The following is a 19313-nucleotide window of genomic DNA, read 5'->3' as shown; positions in this document are numbered from 1 at the left end:
TCGAAAGAGGCGGCATTGAGGTCCGCCAGCGCCAGAAAAAAACGGGCGGCCTCGCGGGCCGCCCGATCCGGAACACACTGCAAACTGGGGAATTGCCCGCGCGGGCTAATTGAGCGCGACGTGCAGCTCAGCGGCTCGCGAGCGAGTGCGACGACTCGGCGGCGTTGTCCGTGGCGTTGGCGGCGACGGCATGCGCGTCGCCGCTGTCGTTTTGCGCCGTGGCGGCGGTGTCGTTCGCCCACACCACGTTGCCGTTGACCGCGTAGAGGCGGCACGGATCGCTGCTGTGCTGCTGGCAGTTCGCGACGGCGACGGCCATCGGATTGTCGCCGCCTTCGGCCCACGACCACGCGCCCGAGTCGGACACCGCGAACGCGCGGCTCGGATACTGCTTGAGGAAGTTGCGATAGCCGTCGCGGCCGGCCTGATCGAGGAACGGCACCGCGCCCACCGCGTCGATCGACGCATAGCCGCTCGCCTGCGGCGCGGCGGCCGTCGCCACGCGATACTGCACGGACGTGGGCATGCCCTGCTCGGCGAGGAAGGATTCGACCTTCGGCCACCAGACCTGCACGCCGTCGCGGTCGCCCACGAGGCGGTGCGCGTCGTTCTTGTACGCGCCGAAATCGATCAGCTTCGCGCTCGCCACGCTGCCGTTCTCGCTCGCCTGCGCCGTGCGGAAGGCCGCGAACATCTTCGTGACGAGGTCGGGCGACCACACGGAGTCGTTGTCGCCGTAGAGCCAGAGCGAGGCCACGCGGGCCTTGCCGCCGTAGTCGCCGAACGCCTGGGTCAGGTTGCCCTGCCAGCCGGTGCACGCGTCCTGGCGCAGACCGCCCGAGAAGTTGATGAGCGCGCGCACGCCTTTCGCGGCTTCGGTGCCGTAAGCCATGGTGGCGAGGCCGCCGTGCGAGGTGCCCGCGACCACGATATGGTTCGCGTCGACGAAAGGCTGCTTCGACATGTAATCGACCGCCGTGGCGACGTCCGACGCCTGGCCCATGCCGTTGCTCGCGACGTCGCAGCCGTCCTGTTCGTAGGTGCCGCCCGAACCGGCGAAGCCGCGGCGGTTCGGCGCGACGACCACGTAGCCGCGACGCACGAATTCGCGCGCGAACGACATCGGATCGCTGCGCGCCTGCAGACGCGGATCGCCTTGAATCTTGCCGTGATTGAACACCACCATCGGGAACGGGCCGGGACCTTCCGGGCGATACACGGTGGTTTCGAGCGTCACGCCGGGCTCGTCGACGACGGGGATCTGGATGATCTGCGCGTTCATGTCGGCGTGGACGACGGGGAGATACGCGTCGTCGAGCGCGAGGCGCGCCACTTTGGCGTTGCCGAGCGGGCCGCCCGCATTGGCGTGCTGAGCGGTCGTGGACGAGGATGAGGGCGTGGCAGAGAGCGCCGATGTCGCATCGGCCAGCGAGGCGGCGTGAGCGTTCGACAGCGCGACCGACAGCACGCACGCCGTGCCGGTCACTGCCCATCCGGTAAGAAGCTTCCTGAACGCCATCTGCTGCACCTGCCCGCGAAAATTCCCGCCGTCAATCTGACTACCCGAGCGACTCACCCGCGACCTGCCCGCTTGCGCGAGACACAACAGGACACCGCTGCGCGTGGCCGGAGCCTTAAGCGCGTTCGTGACCCGTCGCGGGGAAGAAAACCGATCGGAAAACCTGTGCGGCACCGTTCTGTTGTCGACCAGACCCGCCGCCAGCGTTCGCCCGGGATGCCACGGCGAAGCGTCGAAAAAGTGCTTTTTCAACATTCGCTTACGTGGCGGACGAACACCGTGATTGCATCCTCGCACGACAAATAATTGTTGTGCAATTCAGTAGTAACCCGGCATAAGGCATGCCAGCGGCGCGCAAGCCTTGCTGCGCGGCGGCTGCGGGAATTTCGGCCGGTTTGCGGCGCGATGGAATAAAAAAATTTCGGGAAATTTCGCGTCGCGCGGCGCCAACAATCGCGTCGTTTTTACGTAAGTGCCTGTTTGCAAACGCGATATTTCAGGCGCTATGGCGCCGTCCTTGCTTGTCGGCGGATGCGCGGGCTGTCAGCGCCGGTCAGCGGAATTCATGCCTCGGAGACGTCGCCGTCGACGTAGCGCCAACGGCCGTCCTCGCCGCGCGTGAAACGGCTCAGTTCATGCAGACGATGGCCGCGTCCGCCGCTCTTGTAGCGCGCGACGAATTCGACGCGCGCGTGCGTCTCGTCGACGGTCTCGTGACGTTTGATCGCCAGGCCAAGCCAGCGCGGCGCGTCGGGCGCCTCGGGCGCATCGGCGTTGGCGTCGAGATCGGCGGGACAGGTCGCCGGGTCCCAGCTCGCGCGCAGCCACGCGGTATCGCCGAGCACGTAGGCCGTGTAGCGCGAGCGCATCAGTTCGAGCGCCGTGGCGGGCAACTCGCCGCCGTCGATGAAGCGGCCGCAGCAGGCCGCGTAGCGCGGCGGCTTCGCGCCTGCCTTGAGGTTCGGCGCGGCACCGCCGCAAGGACAGTCGAGCGGGCGCGCGGCGCGCGGGGAATCAGCGGTCATCGGGAAACATCCGTGGACGAAAACGAAAACAAAAACGCACCAAAGCAAAAGGCCGCTTCGCGCGGGCAAAGCGGCCTTTCGCATTTTTACCTGAACGGCGCGCCGCTCACCAGCATTCGCTGGCACGCACCGGCACTCGCCCGCACTTACCAGTCGAGCTCGGTGCCGTCGTACTGGAAGAAGCGTCCGTTGAAGACATCGCGCGCGGCGGCCGCTTCGGCCACCACTTCGCGCATGCCGGCCACGCTCGCGGCGGCGTCGATGGCTGCCTGCGCGCCGCCCATGTCCGTGCGCACCCAGCCCGGATGCAGTGCGACGCAGGTGGCGCGGCGCGTCTGCAGCGAGGTGATCTTCAGGACGTCGTTGAGCGCCGCTTTGCTCGCGCGATAGAGCCAGCCGGTCGTGCCGGTCGTCTGCGCGATGCTGCCCATGCGGCTCGACAGCACGCCGAGCACGCCATGCGCCGCATCGACGAGCGGCAGCAGGATCGGGATCAGTTGCATCGGCCCGCGCACGTTGGTGTTCATCACGTATTCGAAATCTTCGGCGGTGATCGCTTCCACGCCTTCGGTGCGCGGACCGTAGACGCCCGAGACGATCAGCGCCACATCGATCCGTTCGCCATCGAGCTTCCAGCCGAGCGCGGCGATGTCCTCGGGCTTCGCGATATCGACCGGATAAGTCTGCGCACCGAGCGCACGCAGGTCCGCGAGCGCGGTTTCGGAACGCGCCGTGGCCAGCACGCGCCAGCCGGCCCTGGCATATTGACGCGCGAATTCGAGACCCAGACCTCGCGACGCACCCACGATCAACGCTGTTTTCATCTCGTCACCTTCTCTCGTGTGCCGCGGCCTTTGCTGAAGCGCCGCGTGCGGGTGATGCCGCGCGCCGCCTCCCTGCGGCGCGCGTTCTGGCGTCAGCCTACAGGAGTTCGACGCCCATTGCCGTGGCTTCGCCCCCGCCGATGCACAGGCTCGCGACACCGCGCGTCTTGCCGCGCGCGCGCAACGCACCGATCAGCGTCACGAGAATGCGCGCGCCCGACGCGCCGATCGGGTGGCCCAGCGCGCACGCGCCGCCGTTCACGTTGACCTTCTCGTGCGGCAGATCGTGCGCCTTCATCGCGGCCATCGTGACCACGGCGAAGGCTTCGTTGATCTCGTAAAGATCGACGTCGGCGGCCTTCCAGCCGGTCTTTTCGAAGAGCTTCGCGATTGCGCCGACGGGCGCCGTGGTGAACTTCGACGGTTCCTGCGCGAAGGTCGTATGGCCGGTGACGCGCGCGAGCGGCGTGACGCCGAGGCGCTTCGCCGTCGACGCGCGCATCATCACGAGCGCGGCCGCGCCATCCGAAATCGACGACGAATTCGCCGCCGTCACGGTACCGGTCTTGCTGAACGCGGGCTTGAGCGTGGGGATCTTGTCGGGATTGGCCTTGAACGGCTGCTCGTCGCGCTCGACGAGCGTCTCGCCCGCGCGCGTGGCCACCTTCACCGGCGCGATTTCCCACGCGAACGCGCCGTCCTCGTTGGCGCGTTTCGCGCGCCTGAGCGACTCGATCGCGAACGCGTCCTGGCTCTCGCGCGAAAAGCCGTGCTCGCCCGCGCATTCCTCGGCGAAGGTGCCCATCAGGCGGCCTTTGTCGTAGGCGTCTTCGAGACCGTCGAGGAACATATGATCGAGCACCTGACCGTGGCCCATGCGCATGCCCGCGCGCGCCTTCGGCAGCAGATACGGCGCGTTGCTCATGCTCTCCATGCCGCCCGCGACGATCACGTCGGCGGAACCCGCCAGCAGCATGTCGTGGGCGAACATCGCCGCGCGCATGCCCGAGCCGCACATCTTGTTGACGGTGGTCGCGCCCGCCGCGAGTGGCAACCCGGCACCGAGCGACGCCTGGCGCGCCGGCGCCTGGCCCTGCCCCGCGGGCAGCACGCAGCCCATCACCACTTCGTCGATCTGCTCGGGCTTGAGGCCCGCGCGTTCGAGCGCGCCCGCAATCGCCGCCGCGCCCAGTTGCGGCGCCGTGAGCGAGGCGAAATCGCCCTGAAATCCGGCCATCGGCGTGCGCGCGGCCGCCACGATCACGACGGGGTCCTGTTGCGTCTCACTCATGTCTGTCTCCTGGGTTGAATGTCTCGATACGCTGATCAAGCGCGATCAGGCCGCGCACGCGGCGGCGCCGCCGCTGCCGGATGCGCATTCGAACAGTTGCGGATAGCGCGCGCGAAACCGAGCGCTCGCTTCGTACGGCAGGCAATCGGGCACCTCGCCCGCGAGCAGGCGCGACTTGCTGTCCTGCCACAGCGCCGGCTCGAAAAAATCGGCGTGATGCTCGAGGAAATAGCGCCGCACGCGCGGGTCGCCGAGCAGGAACGTGCGATACGTCTCCGGAAAAATATCGCGCGGACCGACCGGATACCACGGCTCGTCCGATAGTTCGTCTTCCTCATGACGCGGCGGCGGTACTGCGCGCACGTTGCAGTCGGTCAGATACTCAATCTCGTCGTAGTCGTAGAACACCACGCGGCCGTGACGCGTCACGCCGAAATTCTTGTAGAGCATGTCGCCCGGAAAGATATTCGCGCGGATCAGATCCTTCACCGCGTTGCCGTATTCGCGGATGCCGTGCTCCACGTCCGCGTCGCTGCCGTTCTGCAGCCAGAGATTCAGCGGCACCATGCGCCGCTCGATATACAGATGGCGAATGACGAGCTGGTCGCCCTCGTACTCGATCATCGACGGCGCGAGCGTTTCGAGTTCGCGCAGCAGCGCGTCGTCCAGCCGCGCGAGCGGCAGCGCGACGCTCGAATATTCGAGCGTATCGGCGAGCCGCCCGAGCCGGTCGTGACGCTTCACGAGCTGGTACTTCGCCTCGACCTGCTCGCGCGTGGTTTCCTTCGGCGCGGGAAAGCTGTCCTTGATGACCTTGAACACATACGGATACGAAGGCAGCGTGAACACGATCATCACCATGCCGCGGATGCCGGGCGCGACGATGAAACGGTCGCTCGAATGCCGCAGGTGTTGCAGCAGATCGCGATAGAACAGGTTTTTGCCCTGCTTTTGCAGGCCCAGCGACGTGTAGATCTCGCCCTTGGCCTTGCGCGGCATGATGCTGCGCAGAAACTCCACATAGGCCGACGGCACTTCCATGTCGACGAGAAAATACGAGTGCGCGAAGCTCATCATGATGAGCACGTCGTCGGTACGCAGGAGCGCGGTGTCGAGCGCGAGCCGACCGTCGTCGACATGACGGATCGGCACGACGAACGGCACGAGCGCGTCGCCGTTGATGATGCGCCCGACGATATACGCGGCCTGATTGCGGAAAAACAGCGAGGCCAGCACGTGAATCTGGAAGTTCGCTTTCGGCTCGACGTCGCCGAAGGTTTCGCGCATCGCGCGCATCGTGCATTCGACGTCGCGGCGCAGATCCTCGAACGGCGTGTCGAGCTGAAAATTCGTGACGATGCGTTCGAGCGTGCCGGCGAGGCCGTCTTTCAGCGGGTAGTACGCGCGATACGTGGGCTTGGCGGCGGGTTCGTCGTTCTCGATGTACTCGGTCGAGATCGCGGGGCGCACGAAGATGAACGCGTTGTTGAAGTACGAACGATGCAGGATCTTGCAGCACACCGAGTTGAAGAACGTCTCGGCGCATTCGGGTTGCCGGTGCGCCGTGAGCAGGCCGATGTAGTGCAGCTTGATCTGCTCCCAGACATCGTCGTCGATATGTTCGGCGTCGTATTCGTCTTCGATCGTCACCACGCATTCGCGCACGCGCTCGTCGTAGGACGCGATGCGTTCGCGTGCGAGCTGCTGCAAACCCTGCCAGTCGCGCGCCTCGAAACACGCGCGCGCCCGCGCCGCCGCCGCACAGAAGCTGCGGTAGTGCCGATCGAAACCGTCGAGCAGGGTCTGCGCGACGTCGTAACCGATCTGCGACGAGAGCAGCTTGGGAAAATGTCTCATGGCGCGCTCGGTTCGGGGCGGACGATGCGGTCGACGCTCGGGCCGGCGCGGCTTACCGGTTCGCCGCCGCGGCGTTCTTTTCGAGCAGCACGCGCGCCTGCGCCTCGTACTGGGCGAGATCTTCGAGCGTGGCGTCGAGGTCGGCGCGCTGGCGTTCGAGGATCTCGCGATGGCGCACCACCGTGTCGAGAAAAGCCTGAAGCTGCGGGAGCGTGTCGGTCGGCGACTCGTAGAGATCGAGCAGCGCGCGGATTTCGTTGAGCGTGAAGCCGAGGCGCTTGCCGCGCAAGGTCAGCTTCAGGCGCGTGCGGTCGCGTCCGGAAAACACACGCTTGAGCCCGCTCGCGCCTTCGCGGCTGGGCGCCAGCAGGCCCTGGTCCTCGTAGAAACGGATCGCGCGCGGCGTCACGTCGAATTCGCGGGCGAGTTCGGTAATCGTGTAATGGGTCATGACTGGTGGGCGCCTCTGGCCGCCGGCCGGGTGCGTCGGCAAGGCGGCGTGTTCGTCGTTAGAATCGACGTTTACGTTATCGTCAACCTTCAGGTTTCGCAACCTTGCCGCGACGGCGAGAACCGCTCGCGAGCTGCCCGTGACAGACTCGCGCCGGGTCGGAGCGTCGACATTGTTCCGCGTACCGGAACACTCTCCCGGATTCTCTGCACAAATACCGCAATGCGGCGACAATGTGGAACGGACGGCGCTCGCCCGACGCCGCACCGCGCCGACTCGCACACATAAAAGACAGGAGTTGAGACCCCCATGAATGCGCTCGAACACCAGCTCGATTACCCCTTCAAGGACACGCTGCCCGAACCGGGCCACGCCTTCGAGGTCGCGCCCGGCGTGAAGTGGCTGCGCATGCCGCTGCCGTTCGCGCTCGATCACATCAATCTCTGGCTGCTGCGCGACGAGATCGACGGCCAGCAAGGCTGGACCGTGGTCGATTGCGGCATCACCAACGACACCATCAAGGCGCACTGGGAGCAGGTGTTCGAAAGTCAGCTCGACGGCCTGCCGGTGCTGCGCGTGATCGTCACGCACTGCCATCCGGACCATATCGGCCTCGCGCACTGGATCTGCGCGGGCGGCGACAAGGCGCGCTGGGACGTGCGCCTGTGGACCACGCTCGGCGAATACATGAGCGCGTGCGTGCTGGCCTCGGGCAACGGCTCGAACGCGGGCGGCGAAGGCGCGGCGCGCCATTTCGCGCGTCACGGCGTGAAGGACGAAGCGGCGCTCGACCAGTTGCGCAACCGCCGCAGCTATTACGCGAACCTCGTGCCGGCGCTGCCGGCGCAATACCGCCGTCTGCGCGAAGCCGACACCGTGTCGATCGGCGGGCGCGACTGGCGCGTCGTGACGGGCTTTGGCCATTCGCCCGAGCATTGCGCGCTGCTGTGCGAAGAGATCGGCGTGCTGATTTCCGGCGACATGGTGCTGCCGCGCATTTCCACGAATGTGTCCGTGTTCGATATGGAGCCGGAAGGCAATCCGCTCGGTCTCTACCTCGAATCGCTGGGCCGTTACGAGACGATGGCCGAAGACACGCTCGTGCTGCCCTCGCACGGCAAGCCGTTTCGCGGCGTGCGCACGCGCATCGGGCAACTGCGCGAGCATCACGACGCGCGTCTGGCCGAAGTGATGGAAGCCTGCGCGAGCGCGCCGCAAAGCGCGGCCGACATCGTCCCGCTGATGTTCAAGCGCGCACTCGACATCCACCAGATGACGTTCGCGATGGGCGAGGCGCTCGCGCATCTGCATCTGCTGTGGCTCGCGGGCAAGCTCACGCGCAGGACGGGCGAGGACGGCGTGATCCGCTTTTCGGCTTGATCGCGATGTGATCCTCTGCGAACGCGAATAAAAAAGGGCGGCTCATGCGAGCCGCCCTTTTTCGTTGCCATGCGCCTGGTGGCGCGGCAAAACTCAGTTGCCGCCGCCCGTGATCAGGTCGGCGCCCTTCGGACGCACGAACTTGAACGTCGACGCCGGCAGCGACGGGTTCTTCTCGATGTTGGAGAACGTGAGCAGCGTCACGTTGCCGAACACGTCGTGCAGTTCCATCGCTTCGAGATTGCCGTCGCGAAAGCCAATGCCCACGCTCTTGAACTGCGTGTCCTTCGACTTCGGAATCAGCTCCAGCCAGTCGATGCCGTTCTTCACGCCCGCGTCGGAAAGCGTGAAGTTCTTGTCGAGATCGTTGCTGCCGAACAGGATGGCCGCCGGGCTCGCGCCGAGCGCGCCGCCGAGCTTGCGCTCGGTGACCTGGTTCAAGTCCTTGTCGTAGACGTAGAGGTTGTCGCCGTCCGATTGGAGTTGCTGCTGATACGGCTTTTCGTAATTCCAGATGAACTTGCCGGGACGCGAGAACACGAACGTGCCGCTCGACGTCTTGGCGTTGAGCGTGGCCGTGGCGACGGCGTCGCTCGTGCTCTTCGCGTTCGACGGCGCCTTGAGTTCGCGCTGCACGAAGCTGCCGCGCGCGGCGTGAACCTGCGAAACGAATTGCTTGAGCTGGTCGGTGCCGCCCGCGTAGGCGTGCGAGGCCATCGCGAGCGATGCGCCCAGCGCGACGGCGAGCGCGCGACCGGCGCGCGCGAATGTCAAACGAGTCGGTTGTCCTGCGAAAAACTGCATCTATCGTTCTCCAGTAGCGAAATGGATAGCGTGAAGGGCCGGTCGGCCTTTAGTCGGCGTCGCGCGTGGGCGCGAGAATCTCGCGATTGCCGCTCGACGACATCGACGAAACGAGTCCCGACTGCTCCATCTGTTCGAGCAGCCGCGCTGCCCGGTTATAGCCGATGCGCAGATGACGCTGCACGAGCGAGATCGACGCACGCTTGTTCTTGATGACCACCTCGACGGCCTGATCGTAGAGCGGATCGGACTCGTCGCCGGTGCCCGAGGCGGACGCCGAACCTTCGTCGCCCTCGCCCGCCACGCCGCCTTCGAGAATGCCCTCGATATAGTTCGGCTCGCCCTGCTCCTTGAGCTTGTCGACGACGCGATGCACCTCGTCGTCGGCGACGAATGCGCCGTGCACGCGCACCGGCAGGCCCGAGCCCGGCGGCAGATAGAGCATATCGCCCATGCCGAGCAGCGACTCCGCGCCCATCTGGTCGAGAATCGTGCGCGAGTCGATCTTCGACGACACCTGGAAGGCCATCCGCGTGGGCACGTTCGCCTTGATCAGCCCGGTGATGACGTCCACCGAAGGACGCTGCGTGGCGAGAATCAGGTGGATGCCGGCCGCGCGCGCCTTCTGCGCGATCCGCGCGATCAGTTCCTCGACCTTCTTGCCGACCACCATCATCAGGTCCGCGAGTTCGTCGATCACCACGACGATGTGCGGCAGCTTCTGGCACGGTTCCGGGTCGTCCGGCGTGAGGCTGAACGGGTTCGGAATCTTTTCCTCGCGCTTGTTCGCCTCTTCGATCTTGTTGTTGTAGCCCGCGAGATTGCGCACGCCCAGCTTGCTCATGAGCTTGTAGCGGCGCTCCATCTCGGCGACGGTCCAGTTCAGCGCATTGCCGGCCTGGCGCATGTCGGTCACGACCGGACAGAGCAGATGCGGAATGCCTTCGTAGACGCTCATTTCGAGCATCTTCGGATCGATCAGGATCATGCGCACCTGTTCCGCGCTCGCCTTGTAGAGCAGCGAGAGGATCATCGCGTTGATGCCGACCGACTTGCCCGAGCCGGTCGTGCCGGCCACCAGCAAGTGCGGCATCTTGCCGAGATCGGCGCACACCGGCTTGCCGCCGATGTCCTTGCCGAGGCCCATGGTGAGCGCAGAAGGCGCGTCCGCATAGACTGCCGAGCCGAGAATTTCCGACAGGCGCACGGTCTGGCGGCGCGAGTTCGGCAGTTCGAGCGCCATGCAGTTCTTGCCCGGAATCGTTTCGACCACGCGGATCGACACGAGCGAGAGCGAACGCGCGAGATCCTTGGCCAGATTGACGATCTGGCTGCCCTTCACGCCCGTGGCGGGCTCGATCTCGTAACGCGTGACGACGGGGCCCGGATAGGCGGCCACCACGGCCACGTCCACGCCGAAGTCCTTGAGCTTCTTCTCGATCAGGCGCGAGGTGAATTCGAGCGTGTCGTCGGAGATGGTTTCCTGGGTGGCGGGCGCGGCGTCGAGCAGCGAGATCGGCGGCAGCGTGGAGTCGCCCGGCAGATCGGTGAAGAGCGGCACCTGGCGCTCCTTCTCCACGCGCTCCGAGCGCTGCGGCGTGACCACGGGCGGCACGATCGTGACCGGCTCGTGCTCCTCGATCTTGACGCGGCCGCGCTCGACCTTGCCTTCGCGCTTGACGGCGGCAGCCTCGCCGAGCTTGCGGTCGCTGCGTTCCTCGCGGCGCAGCTTGGCGAGCGTGACGGCATTGATCAGCGCCTCGCCGACTTTCTCGGCCACCGAGAGCCACGAGAAACGGAAATACAGTGACAGACCGATGGCCAGCGCGATCAGCATCGCGAGCGTGCCGCCGGTGAAGCCGAGCGCGTTCGAGACCGCGCGGGCGACCGCGCCGCCCACGACGCCGCCGGGCGTCTGCGGCAATTGGACCTTGAGCGACCACATGCGCAGCGCCTCGATGCCGCAGCTCGACAGCATGACGAGCACGAACGCGAAGCCTTCGGCGACCCAGCTGATGTCGCGCGGTTTCTCGTCGTCATCGTCGCGCAGGGTTTCGTGGCGCGTGATGCGGCGGTAGTTCGCCGAAATCAGCCGCCCGAGCAGCACCAGCCACCAGTAGGCGGACAGGCCGAACAGCAGCAGCAGGATGTCCGAGGTGCGCGCGCCGACGCGCCCCGCCCAGTTCGAGATGTGGTCGACCTGGGCGGCGTGGGTCCAGCTCGGATCGTGGCGGCTGTAGCTGATGAGCGCCATCAGCAGGAACACGCCGAGCGCGACCTGCAGGATCCAGCGGATTTCGGTGAAAAGGCGCGACATGCGATGCGGCAATGCCTGCGCCTGCGCGGTAAAAGGTGCTTTGGCCATTGAATCCTGGTGATTCTCGATGCTTTGGCGTACCGGGCGCGCCGACAGGGGCGGCGGCGCGGACGCCGTCGTCCGATCCGGCCTATTGTAAACGCGATGTTTGAGCCCCGGCGGCGCGACGCTGTAAATGAGGGTAACTGACAACGCCGACCCGACGGCCGGCCGCCTCGCCTGGCCCCAAGGCTATCGCGCCGATCAGAAAGCTTCATGAAGCGGCGAACCGCCCCGACCTTTATAATTGCGGGCTGATGCCCAACTTACCTGCGTAAGCCCCGCCGCAACACCGGCGGCCGACCGCAAATCCGGCAGCAGCGCGGCGCCCCGCAACACGCGCCACGCAGCGCCCTCAACGGAATTCGATCATGTCCGCAACCAAACACGCCAAAGTCCTGATTCTCGGTTCCGGCCCCGCCGGCTACACGGCAGCCGTCTACGCCGCGCGCGCGAACCTCTCGCCGCTGCTCGTCACCGGCCTCGCCCAGGGCGGCCAGCTCATGACCACGACCGATGTGGAAAACTGGCCCGCGGACCCGAACGGCGTGCAAGGCCCCGAGCTGATGCAGCGCTTCCTGGAGCACGCGGAGCGCTTCAACACGGAAATCGTGTTCGATCACATCCACACGGCCAAGCTCGACGAAAAGCCCATCCGTCTGATCGGCGACTCGGGCGAGTACACCTGCGACTCGCTGATCATCGCGACCGGCGCGTCGGCGCAATACCTCGGCCTGCCGAGCGAAGAACTGTTCATGGGCCGCGGCGTCTCCGCCTGCGCAACCTGCGACGGCTTCTTCTACCGTAACCAGCACGTCGCCGTGATCGGCGGCGGCAACACGGCCGTCGAAGAAGCGCTGTACCTCTCGGGCATCGCGAAGAAGGTCACCGTGATCCACCGCCGCGACAAGTTCCGCGCCGAGCCGATCCTGATCGACCGCCTGCTGGAAAAGGAAAAGGAAGGCGTCGTCGACATCAAGTGGGACACCGTGCTCGACGAAGTGAAGGGCAACGAAGGCGGCGTGAACGGTCTGCGCATCAAGAACGTGAAGACCGGCGAAACCACCGACCTCGACCTGCAAGGCGTGTTCGTGGCGATCGGCCACAAGCCGAACACCGACATCTTCGAAGGTCAGGTCGAGATGAAGAACGGCTACATCATCACGAACGGCGGCCTGAACGGCAACGCCACCGGCACGAGCGTGGCCGGCGTGTTCGCGGCCGGCGACGTGCAGGATCACGTCTACCGCCAGGCCATCACCAGCGCGGGCACGGGCTGCATGGCCGCGCTCGACGCGCAGCGCTATCTCGAGACCATCAACGAGATCGCCCAGCCGCACGTGATGAGCGCCGAAGCCGACCGCTAAGTTGTCACCAAGGTTGTCCAGCGGCGTCATGTCGCTAAAATAGTGCCCGTCAGCCCGACGGCGCACCCAACGAGGGCCGCGGCCAGTCAGCCGGCGGCCCTTGTTTTTTGTCCCGTTTTTCTGGCGCTCCGCGTGAGCGCCCCGGCGTGCGCCGCTTCGGCCGTGCGTCCGTCGCTTTATCGTTGCCATCGAGCGCCTTTCGCCATGCCCAAGAACGTGCCCCATCCGGGCGAGCCCAAGCGCCCCGCCACGCCCCGTCCCGCCGCCGCGCCCGCGCCCGCGCCGGTGGCGAGCGATGCCTCACCCGACGTCTCCAAGGCGCAGACCGGCTTCGCCGGCCTCGGCAGCCTGCGCGATGCGCTCAAGGTGCAGACGCGCCAGCGCGAGCAGCAACGCGTCGCCGTTCAGGCCGCGCGTGTAGAAGCCGCCGCGGACAGCGATCTCTTCCGCCGCGAGATCGGCCAGATCGCGCCGCTCAAGCAGCCGCCGCGCGCGCAGCCGCGCCGCAGCTCGCCCGTGCCGCTGCCGCTGCAAACCCAGCGCGACGAACAGGCCGTGCTGCACGAAGCCATCTCCGACGAGTTCGACCCCGAAGCCTTTCTCGACACCGACGACACGCTCTACTACCACCGCCCCGGCATCAGCGAGGAAGTGGTGAAGAAGCTGCGCCGCGGCACGTGGATCGTCCAGGCGCAGCTCGACCTGCACGGCATGCGCCGCGAGGAAGCGCGCGAGGCGCTGCAGGCGTTCATCCGCGAAGCCGGCAAGCGCGGGCTGCGCTGCGTGCGCGTGATTCATGGCAAGGGGCTGGGCTCGGCCGGCAAGGAGCCGGTGCTCAAGGGCAAGGTGCGCGCGTGGCTGGTACAGAAGGAAGAAGTGATTGCGTTCTGTCAGGCACGGCCGCACGACGGCGGCGCGGGCGCGGTGCTCGTGCTTTTGCAGCCGCATGGCGCCGGGCACGCGCATCATCATCCGCACGCCGGGTAGCCCGATCGATAGGCGCATGGCGGCGATGCCGCGCCCTACGCCATCCGGCTAGCTGTTGCGCGCGAGCGCGTTTCGTTATGGTCTTCGGTGTGTCCGACCGATCCGCAACGTAACACCACGCCACGCTGCAATGACCGCCAACGGCCTTCACGCCACCTCACGTCAACTCGTCTACGCGCTGCCCATTCTGATGGGCGGCGTGGAATACCTGTTGCGCGTCGCGCTCGGCCAGAGCGACAGCGACGCCTTCTTTCCCAGCTCGCTCGCGGCGGGCGGCATCGCCTTGTTCATCGCGTTGACGGATCTGACGTCGCTATCGGCATCCGAAACCGGCGCGGTGTCCGGCCGCCGCGGCTGGCTCGATCAACGGCTGGCTCAGGCGGGCGTCTGGGCCGCTGTCATCGGCACGGCCGGGTGGCTTTATCTTGTTTTAGCTTCGTTGAGCGAATCGGTAAAAGCCGTCATTCCCTATCATCCATTCTGGTGGGCGATCGCCTACTATGGCGCAGGCGTAGTGCTGAACGAATGGAAAGCGAGAGCCACATGACCGATATTTTCCTGGGATACCTGAGAGAGTTTGGCGCCTTCGACACGTTGATGGCTGCCATCTGGGTCTTCGCGCGCGTCATGGGGCGCATCGCCGACTTCGACAAGGCCATCCGGCTGCGCACGCGGCTGCAGCGCACGCTCGCGAGCGCCGACTCGCCCGCGAACGCCGAACTCGTCACGCTGCTCGCGCAACTCGCCGAACTCGAAGGCGCCTACACGCTTTCCAAGGCCACCGGCCGCAAGCTTCGGCAAATCGCGCAAAGCCATCGCGCTTACACCGCGCGACTCAGCGAAGCACTGCCCAGCACGTTTCATGAAATCGTCGAACGGCCGTTTATCGTGACCAGCTAGCCATCCAAAGAAAAAAGCCTCACGCGCATGCCACGCGTGAGGCTTTGTATCGGCGCTGCGGTAATGCTGTAATCGCAGCGCCCCCGGCCAGCCGTATCGCTTAAGCGATACGCTCTTCCGTCTTCGGGTCGAACAGCACCGCCTTCGAAACGTCGAACAGCAGGTCCATGTTATTGAGCGGCTGCGGATTCGCACCCGGGTGCACGCGGCTCACCACGCGCTTGCCGTTCACCTGCGCGAACACCAGCGTGTCCGGGCCGGTCGGCTCGATCACGTCCACCTTCACGGTGTGGCGTTGCAGTTCGTGACCGTGACCGTCGTGCGAGCTGCGCGCGTCGGTAATACGCTCCGGGCGCAGGCCCAGCACCACTTCCTGGCCAATGTAGCTACGCAGCTTGTTCGCTTCGAACGGCAGGTTCAGCACGTTGCGCGCCACGCCCGTATCGAGTTCGAGGCCCACGCCCGAGCCCTGCTCCACCAGCTTGCCGTTGATGAAGTTCATCGGCGGCGCGCCGATGAAGCCGGCCACGAACAGGTTCGAAGGCGAATCGTAGATGTCCTGCGGCGCGCCGAACTGCTGAACGATGCCGTCCTTCATCACCGCAATGCGGTCGCCGAGCGTCATGGCTTCGATCTGATCGTGCGTCACGTAGACGATCGTCTTGCCCACGCGCTGGTGCAGCAGCTTGATTTCCGAACGCATCTCGATACGCAGCTTGGCGTCGAGGTTCGACAGCGGCTCGTCGAACAGGAACATGATCGGGTCGCGCGCCAGTGCACGGCCCATCGCCACGCGCTGACGCTGGCCGCCCGAGAGCTGGCCCGGCTTGCGGTCGAGCAGATGCTGGATCTGCAGCATGTTCGACACGCGGTCGACGATCTGTGTCTGCTCGGCCTTCGGCACCTTGCGGATGTTCAGGCCGAACGAGATGTTCTCGCGCACCGTCATCGACGGATAGAGCGCGTACGACTGGAACACCATCGCAATGTCGCGATCCTTCGGCGAGAGGTTGTTCACCACCTTGCCGTCCATGCAGATCTCGCCCTTGGTCACGGTTTCGAGACCCGCGATCATGTTGAGCAGCGTCGATTTCCCGCAGCCCGAGCCGCCGACCAGAATCAGGAACTGGCCGTCTTCGATATCGATATTCACGCCCTTGAGGACGGGCACCCCGTTCGGGTAGGTCTTGTAGACGTCGCGAATGGAAAGGCTTGCCATGCTATGAATCCTTTTGATCACTGCGCGCTATCGCGCATGAGACCAGGGCCGGCGCCATCGCGCCCGCCCTGACCGACAGGTTTAACCCTTCACCGCGCCCGCCGTGAGACCGCGCACGAAGTAGCGGCCGGCGATCACGTAGACGAGCAGCGTGGGCAGCGCGGCGATGATCGCACCGGCCATGTCGACGTTGTATTCCTTCACGCCCGTGGAGGTGTTCACGAGATTGTTCAGCGCCACCGTGATCGGCATCGAATCGACGCCCGAGAACACGATACCGAACAGGAAGTCGTTCCAGATCTGCGTGAATTGCCAGATCAGGCACACCATGAAGATCGGCAGCGACAGCGGCATCATGATGCGCGTGAAAATCATGAAGAAACCGGCGCCGTCGATGCGCGCGGCCTTCACGAGTTCGGCCGGCACGCTCACGTAGAAGTTGCGGAAGAACATCGTGGTGAACGCGATGCCGTACACGACGTGCACCAGCACCAGCCCGCCGATCGTGTTCGACAGGCCGAAGAAGCCTTCGAGACGCGCCATCGGCAGCAGGATCGCCTGGAACGGAATGAAGCAGCCGACCAGCAGCATGGTGAACAGCGCGTCGGCGCCGCGAAAGCGCCAGTGCGTGAGCACGTAGCCGTTGAACGCCCCGATGATCGACGAGATCAGCACGGCCGGAATCACCATCTTCACGGAGTTCATGAAGAACGGCTGCATGCCGTCGCAACGCACGCCCGTGCAGGCCTCGCTCCACGCCTTGACCCACGGCGCGAAGGTCGGGCTGGTCGGCAGCGTCAGCATGTTGCCCGTGTGGATCTGGTCGAGCGACTTGAACGACGTCGACAGCATCACGTACAGCGGGAACAGGAAGTACAACGCGAACAGGATCAGCGCCGCGTACACGAACACGCGGCTCAGCTTCATCTTAGGCTGCATTGCGCGTGCTCCTCGATTCCAGATACATCAGCGGCACGAGCACGGCCACGACGGTGGCGAGCATCATCATCGACGAGGCTGCGCCTACGCCGAGTTGCCCGCGGTTGAACGAAAACGTGTACATGAAGATGGCCGGCAGCGACGACGACGTGCCCGGACCGCCCGCGGTCAGCGCGACGACGAGGTCGAACGTCTTGATCGTGATGTGACACAGGATCAGCAGCACCGAGAAGAACACCGGACGCATGCTCGGAATCACGATCCTGCGATAGATCGTGGGCAGCGTCGCGCCATCCACCTGGGCGGCCTTGAAGATTTCGCTGTCGACGCCGCGCAGGCCCGCGAGGAACAGCGCCATGCAAAAGCCCGTCGATTGCCAGACCGCGGCCACGACGATACAGAAGATGGCCTTGTCCGGGTCGTTGAGCCAGTCGAGCTGGAAGCTCGTCCAGCCCCACTGGTGCAGCACCTGCTGCAGACCCATGTCGGGATTGAAGATCCACTGCCATGCCGTGCCCGTCACGATGTACGAGAGCGCCATCGGATAGAGGAACACCGCGCGCAGCGCGCCTTCCTGGCGGATCTGCTGATCGAGCAGGATGGCGAGGAACAGGCCGAGTGCGACGCAGATGGCGATGAACGGAATGCCGAACCACGCGAGGTTCTGCGCCGATGTCCACCAGACGTCGTTGGCGAACAGTTCGCGGTAGCGTTCGAGGCCCGCGAAGTCGTAGCGCGGCATCAGTCGCGAATTCGACAGCGACAGATAGCCGGTGATCAGAATGAAGCCGTAGACGAAAACGATGCTGATCAGAATGCTGGGCGAAAGCACCAGCTTCGGGATCCAGCGGTCTGCGAGCGCCGCCATCGGCGACGCGCGGCGGGTAGCAGGCGTGGCCGCCTTGCCGTTGCCGCTAAGAGAAGCAGTCACTGCGCAACTCCTGTTACGGTGCGAAAGCGCGCGGGCTTTCACACGATGATGGGGTTCGGGCTGAACCGTCATGTCCAGGGTGTGCCACGCGGGCACACCCTGCTTGCTTCAGGACAGCCAGATGCGGCTGTCGTGCGCCTTTACTTCGTCTTCGCAGCCTTCGCGAGCGCTTCCACCGCGCTCTTCGAATCCTGGTTCGAGTTCATGAACTTCGTGACGACGTCGGTGATCGCGCCGGCCGTTGCGTCGGCTTGCGCCATGCCGTGTGCGAGCGACGGCACGTAGCCGCCGGCCTTGATGGCCGTCTGCTCATCCGCGTACGACTGCTTGCCGCAATCGTCGAACTTGCTCATATCCACGCCCAGACGGACCGGAATCGAACCCTTGTACAGGCTGAACTGCTCCTGGAACGCCGGGCTCATGATGGTCTTCGCGAGCGCGAGCTGGCCCGGCGTCGCCGCCTTCTGGCCCTTCTGCTGGAAGAACACGAACGAGTCGACGTTGAAGGTGTAGGCCTTCGAGGTGCCCGGCACCGGTGCGCAGATGTAGTCCGCGCCCGGCTTCTTGTTCGCGTTCGCGAACTCGCCCTTGGCCCAGTCGCCCATGAACTGCATGCCGGCCTTGCCGTTGATGACCATCGCCGTGGCGAGGTTCCAGTCGCGGCCCGTGCGGCCGTTATCCATGTACGACTCGATCTTGCGGACCGTGTCGAACACGCCGACCATCTGCGCCGACGTCAGCGTCTTCTGGTCCAGATCGACGATGGCCTTCTTGTAGAAGTCCGCGCCTTGCGAGAGAACCACGTCTTCCCACAGCGTCAGGTCTTGCCACGGCTGGCCGCCGGCTGCGACCGGCTGGATGCCCGCTGCCTTCAGCTTGTCGGCGACGGCGAAGAATTCCGGCCAGGTCGTCGGAGCCTTGGCGCCGACCTTGTCGAGCGCGGCCTTGTTGATCCACACCCAGTTCACGCGGTGCACCGAGAACGGTGCGGCGACATAGTGGCCGTCCGCGTGCATGATCTTGTCGATCTGCGGCGGCAGGTTGGCCTTCCAGTCACCCGCGACCGAGTCGATCGGGGCGAGCACGCCCTGTTCCGCCCATTCCTGGATCAGCGGGCCCTTGATCTGGGCCGCGCTCGGCGCGTTACCCGAAATCACCTGGGTCTTCAGCGCGGTCATCGCAGCTGCGCCCGCGCCGCCGGCCACCGCGAAGTCCTTCCACGTGTAGCCCTGCTTCTGCATGTCGTCCTTGAGCACGCCGACGGCCTTCGACTCGCCGCCCGACGTCCACCAGTGCAGCACTTCGATCGACTCGGCCGCCTGTGCCGTAGCCACGCCGCCCATCAGACCTGCGGCGCACAGGGCGCCCATGATCGCTCGGAATTTCATTGCTTATCTCCTCCAGACACCTGAACAAAAAACGGTTGGCCCCTGATGTCGCCAGGGTGCGTGTGGTTCAAACAG

At 65.4% G+C, this 19313-nt stretch carries 17 protein-coding genes; 5 read left to right on the top strand and 12 right to left on the bottom strand.

All coding sequences use genetic code 11. From position 1 onward, the window contains the following. Positions 1-127: 127 nt before the first annotated feature. From SB764_RS12260 to SB764_RS12235, 6 genes are all read right to left on the bottom strand, one after another. Complete coding sequence (locus SB764_RS12260) at positions 128-1519, bottom strand: dienelactone hydrolase family protein (RefSeq protein ID WP_410863666.1); 1392 nt, start codon at positions 1517-1519, stop codon at positions 128-130. Between the two features lie 563 nt (positions 1520-2082). After that, positions 2083-2544 carry a YchJ family protein gene (locus tag SB764_RS12255; RefSeq protein ID WP_410863664.1) on the bottom strand — a complete coding sequence of 154 codons (462 nt, stop codon included), beginning with the start codon at positions 2542-2544 and terminating at the stop codon, positions 2083-2085. A gap of 146 nt (positions 2545-2690) precedes the next feature. Continuing rightward, entirely contained in the window at positions 2691-3368 is a 678-nt protein-coding gene (locus SB764_RS12250; RefSeq protein ID WP_065058166.1) for an SDR family oxidoreductase, read from the bottom strand. Positions 3369-3465: 97 nt separating this feature from the next. Then, on the bottom strand, positions 3466-4659 hold the full coding sequence (locus SB764_RS12245) for an acetyl-CoA C-acetyltransferase (protein ID WP_110327961.1): 1194 nt from the start codon (positions 4657-4659) through the stop codon (positions 3466-3468). A gap of 45 nt (positions 4660-4704) precedes the next feature. Then, a complete protein-coding gene (aceK, locus tag SB764_RS12240; protein ID WP_321943333.1) occupies positions 4705-6516 on the bottom strand; it encodes a bifunctional isocitrate dehydrogenase kinase/phosphatase in 1812 nt (603 codons plus the stop codon). A gap of 52 nt (positions 6517-6568) precedes the next feature. Next, on the bottom strand, positions 6569-6967 hold the full coding sequence (locus tag SB764_RS12235) for a MerR family transcriptional regulator (RefSeq protein ID WP_065058163.1): 399 nt from the start codon (positions 6965-6967) through the stop codon (positions 6569-6571). A gap of 309 nt (positions 6968-7276) precedes the next feature. Between SB764_RS12235 and SB764_RS12230 the strand changes: the two genes are divergently transcribed. After that, positions 7277-8347, top strand: a complete 1071-nt coding sequence (locus SB764_RS12230; protein WP_065058162.1) for an MBL fold metallo-hydrolase — start codon at positions 7277-7279, stop codon at positions 8345-8347. A 93-nt stretch (positions 8348-8440) separates the two neighbouring features. On the opposite strand, the gene lolA is transcribed toward SB764_RS12230, so the two are convergent. Both lolA and SB764_RS12220 read right to left on the bottom strand, forming a co-directional pair. After that, positions 8441-9151, bottom strand: a complete 711-nt coding sequence (lolA, locus tag SB764_RS12225; RefSeq protein ID WP_080180360.1) for an outer membrane lipoprotein chaperone LolA — start codon at positions 9149-9151, stop codon at positions 8441-8443. A 49-nt stretch (positions 9152-9200) separates the two neighbouring features. Then, a complete protein-coding gene (locus tag SB764_RS12220) occupies positions 9201-11516 on the bottom strand; it encodes a DNA translocase FtsK (RefSeq protein ID WP_074983980.1) in 2316 nt (771 codons plus the stop codon). A gap of 362 nt (positions 11517-11878) precedes the next feature. Between SB764_RS12220 and trxB the strand changes: the two genes are divergently transcribed. From trxB to SB764_RS12200, 4 genes are all read left to right on the top strand, one after another. Further along, positions 11879-12874 (top strand): thioredoxin-disulfide reductase, encoded by a 996-nt coding sequence (gene trxB / locus SB764_RS12215; RefSeq protein WP_110327958.1) that lies wholly within the window; start codon positions 11879-11881, stop codon positions 12872-12874. Between the two features lie 204 nt (positions 12875-13078). Next, the gene (locus SB764_RS12210; protein ID WP_321870238.1) at positions 13079-13861 is read left to right on the top strand and encodes a Smr/MutS family protein; all 783 of its coding nucleotides are present in this window, start codon (positions 13079-13081) and stop codon (positions 13859-13861) included. 130 nt (positions 13862-13991) lie between these two features. Then, a complete protein-coding gene (locus tag SB764_RS12205; RefSeq protein WP_074983982.1) occupies positions 13992-14408 on the top strand; it encodes a hypothetical protein in 417 nt (138 codons plus the stop codon). After that, entirely contained in the window at positions 14405-14761 is a 357-nt protein-coding gene (locus SB764_RS12200) for a hypothetical protein (protein ID WP_156773617.1), read from the top strand. Before SB764_RS12205 ends, SB764_RS12200 begins: the two co-directional genes overlap by 4 nt. Positions 14762-14861: 100 nt before the next feature. On the opposite strand, the gene SB764_RS12195 is transcribed toward SB764_RS12200, so the two are convergent. From SB764_RS12195 to SB764_RS12180, 4 genes are all read right to left on the bottom strand, one after another. Further along, positions 14862-15980 (bottom strand): ABC transporter ATP-binding protein, encoded by a 1119-nt coding sequence (locus SB764_RS12195; protein ID WP_065058155.1) that lies wholly within the window; start codon positions 15978-15980, stop codon positions 14862-14864. An 81-nt stretch (positions 15981-16061) separates the two neighbouring features. Next, a complete protein-coding gene (locus SB764_RS12190) occupies positions 16062-16919 on the bottom strand; it encodes a carbohydrate ABC transporter permease (RefSeq protein ID WP_173816816.1) in 858 nt (285 codons plus the stop codon). Continuing rightward, on the bottom strand, positions 16909-17850 hold the full coding sequence (locus SB764_RS12185) for a carbohydrate ABC transporter permease (RefSeq protein WP_065058153.1): 942 nt from the start codon (positions 17848-17850) through the stop codon (positions 16909-16911). Before SB764_RS12185 ends, SB764_RS12190 begins: the two co-directional genes overlap by 11 nt. Positions 17851-17990: 140 nt before the next feature. Further along, on the bottom strand, positions 17991-19238 hold the full coding sequence (locus tag SB764_RS12180; RefSeq protein ID WP_065058152.1) for an ABC transporter substrate-binding protein: 1248 nt from the start codon (positions 19236-19238) through the stop codon (positions 17991-17993). Between the last annotated feature and the right edge of the window lie 75 nt (positions 19239-19313).

This window comes from Paraburkholderia sp. SIMBA_027 (assembly GCF_046535315.1).
GTDB lineage: Bacteria > Pseudomonadota > Gammaproteobacteria > Burkholderiales > Burkholderiaceae > Paraburkholderia > Paraburkholderia tropica.
Note: the sequence above shows the minus strand (reverse complement) of the source record. Positions and strands in the feature narration are given on the sequence as shown.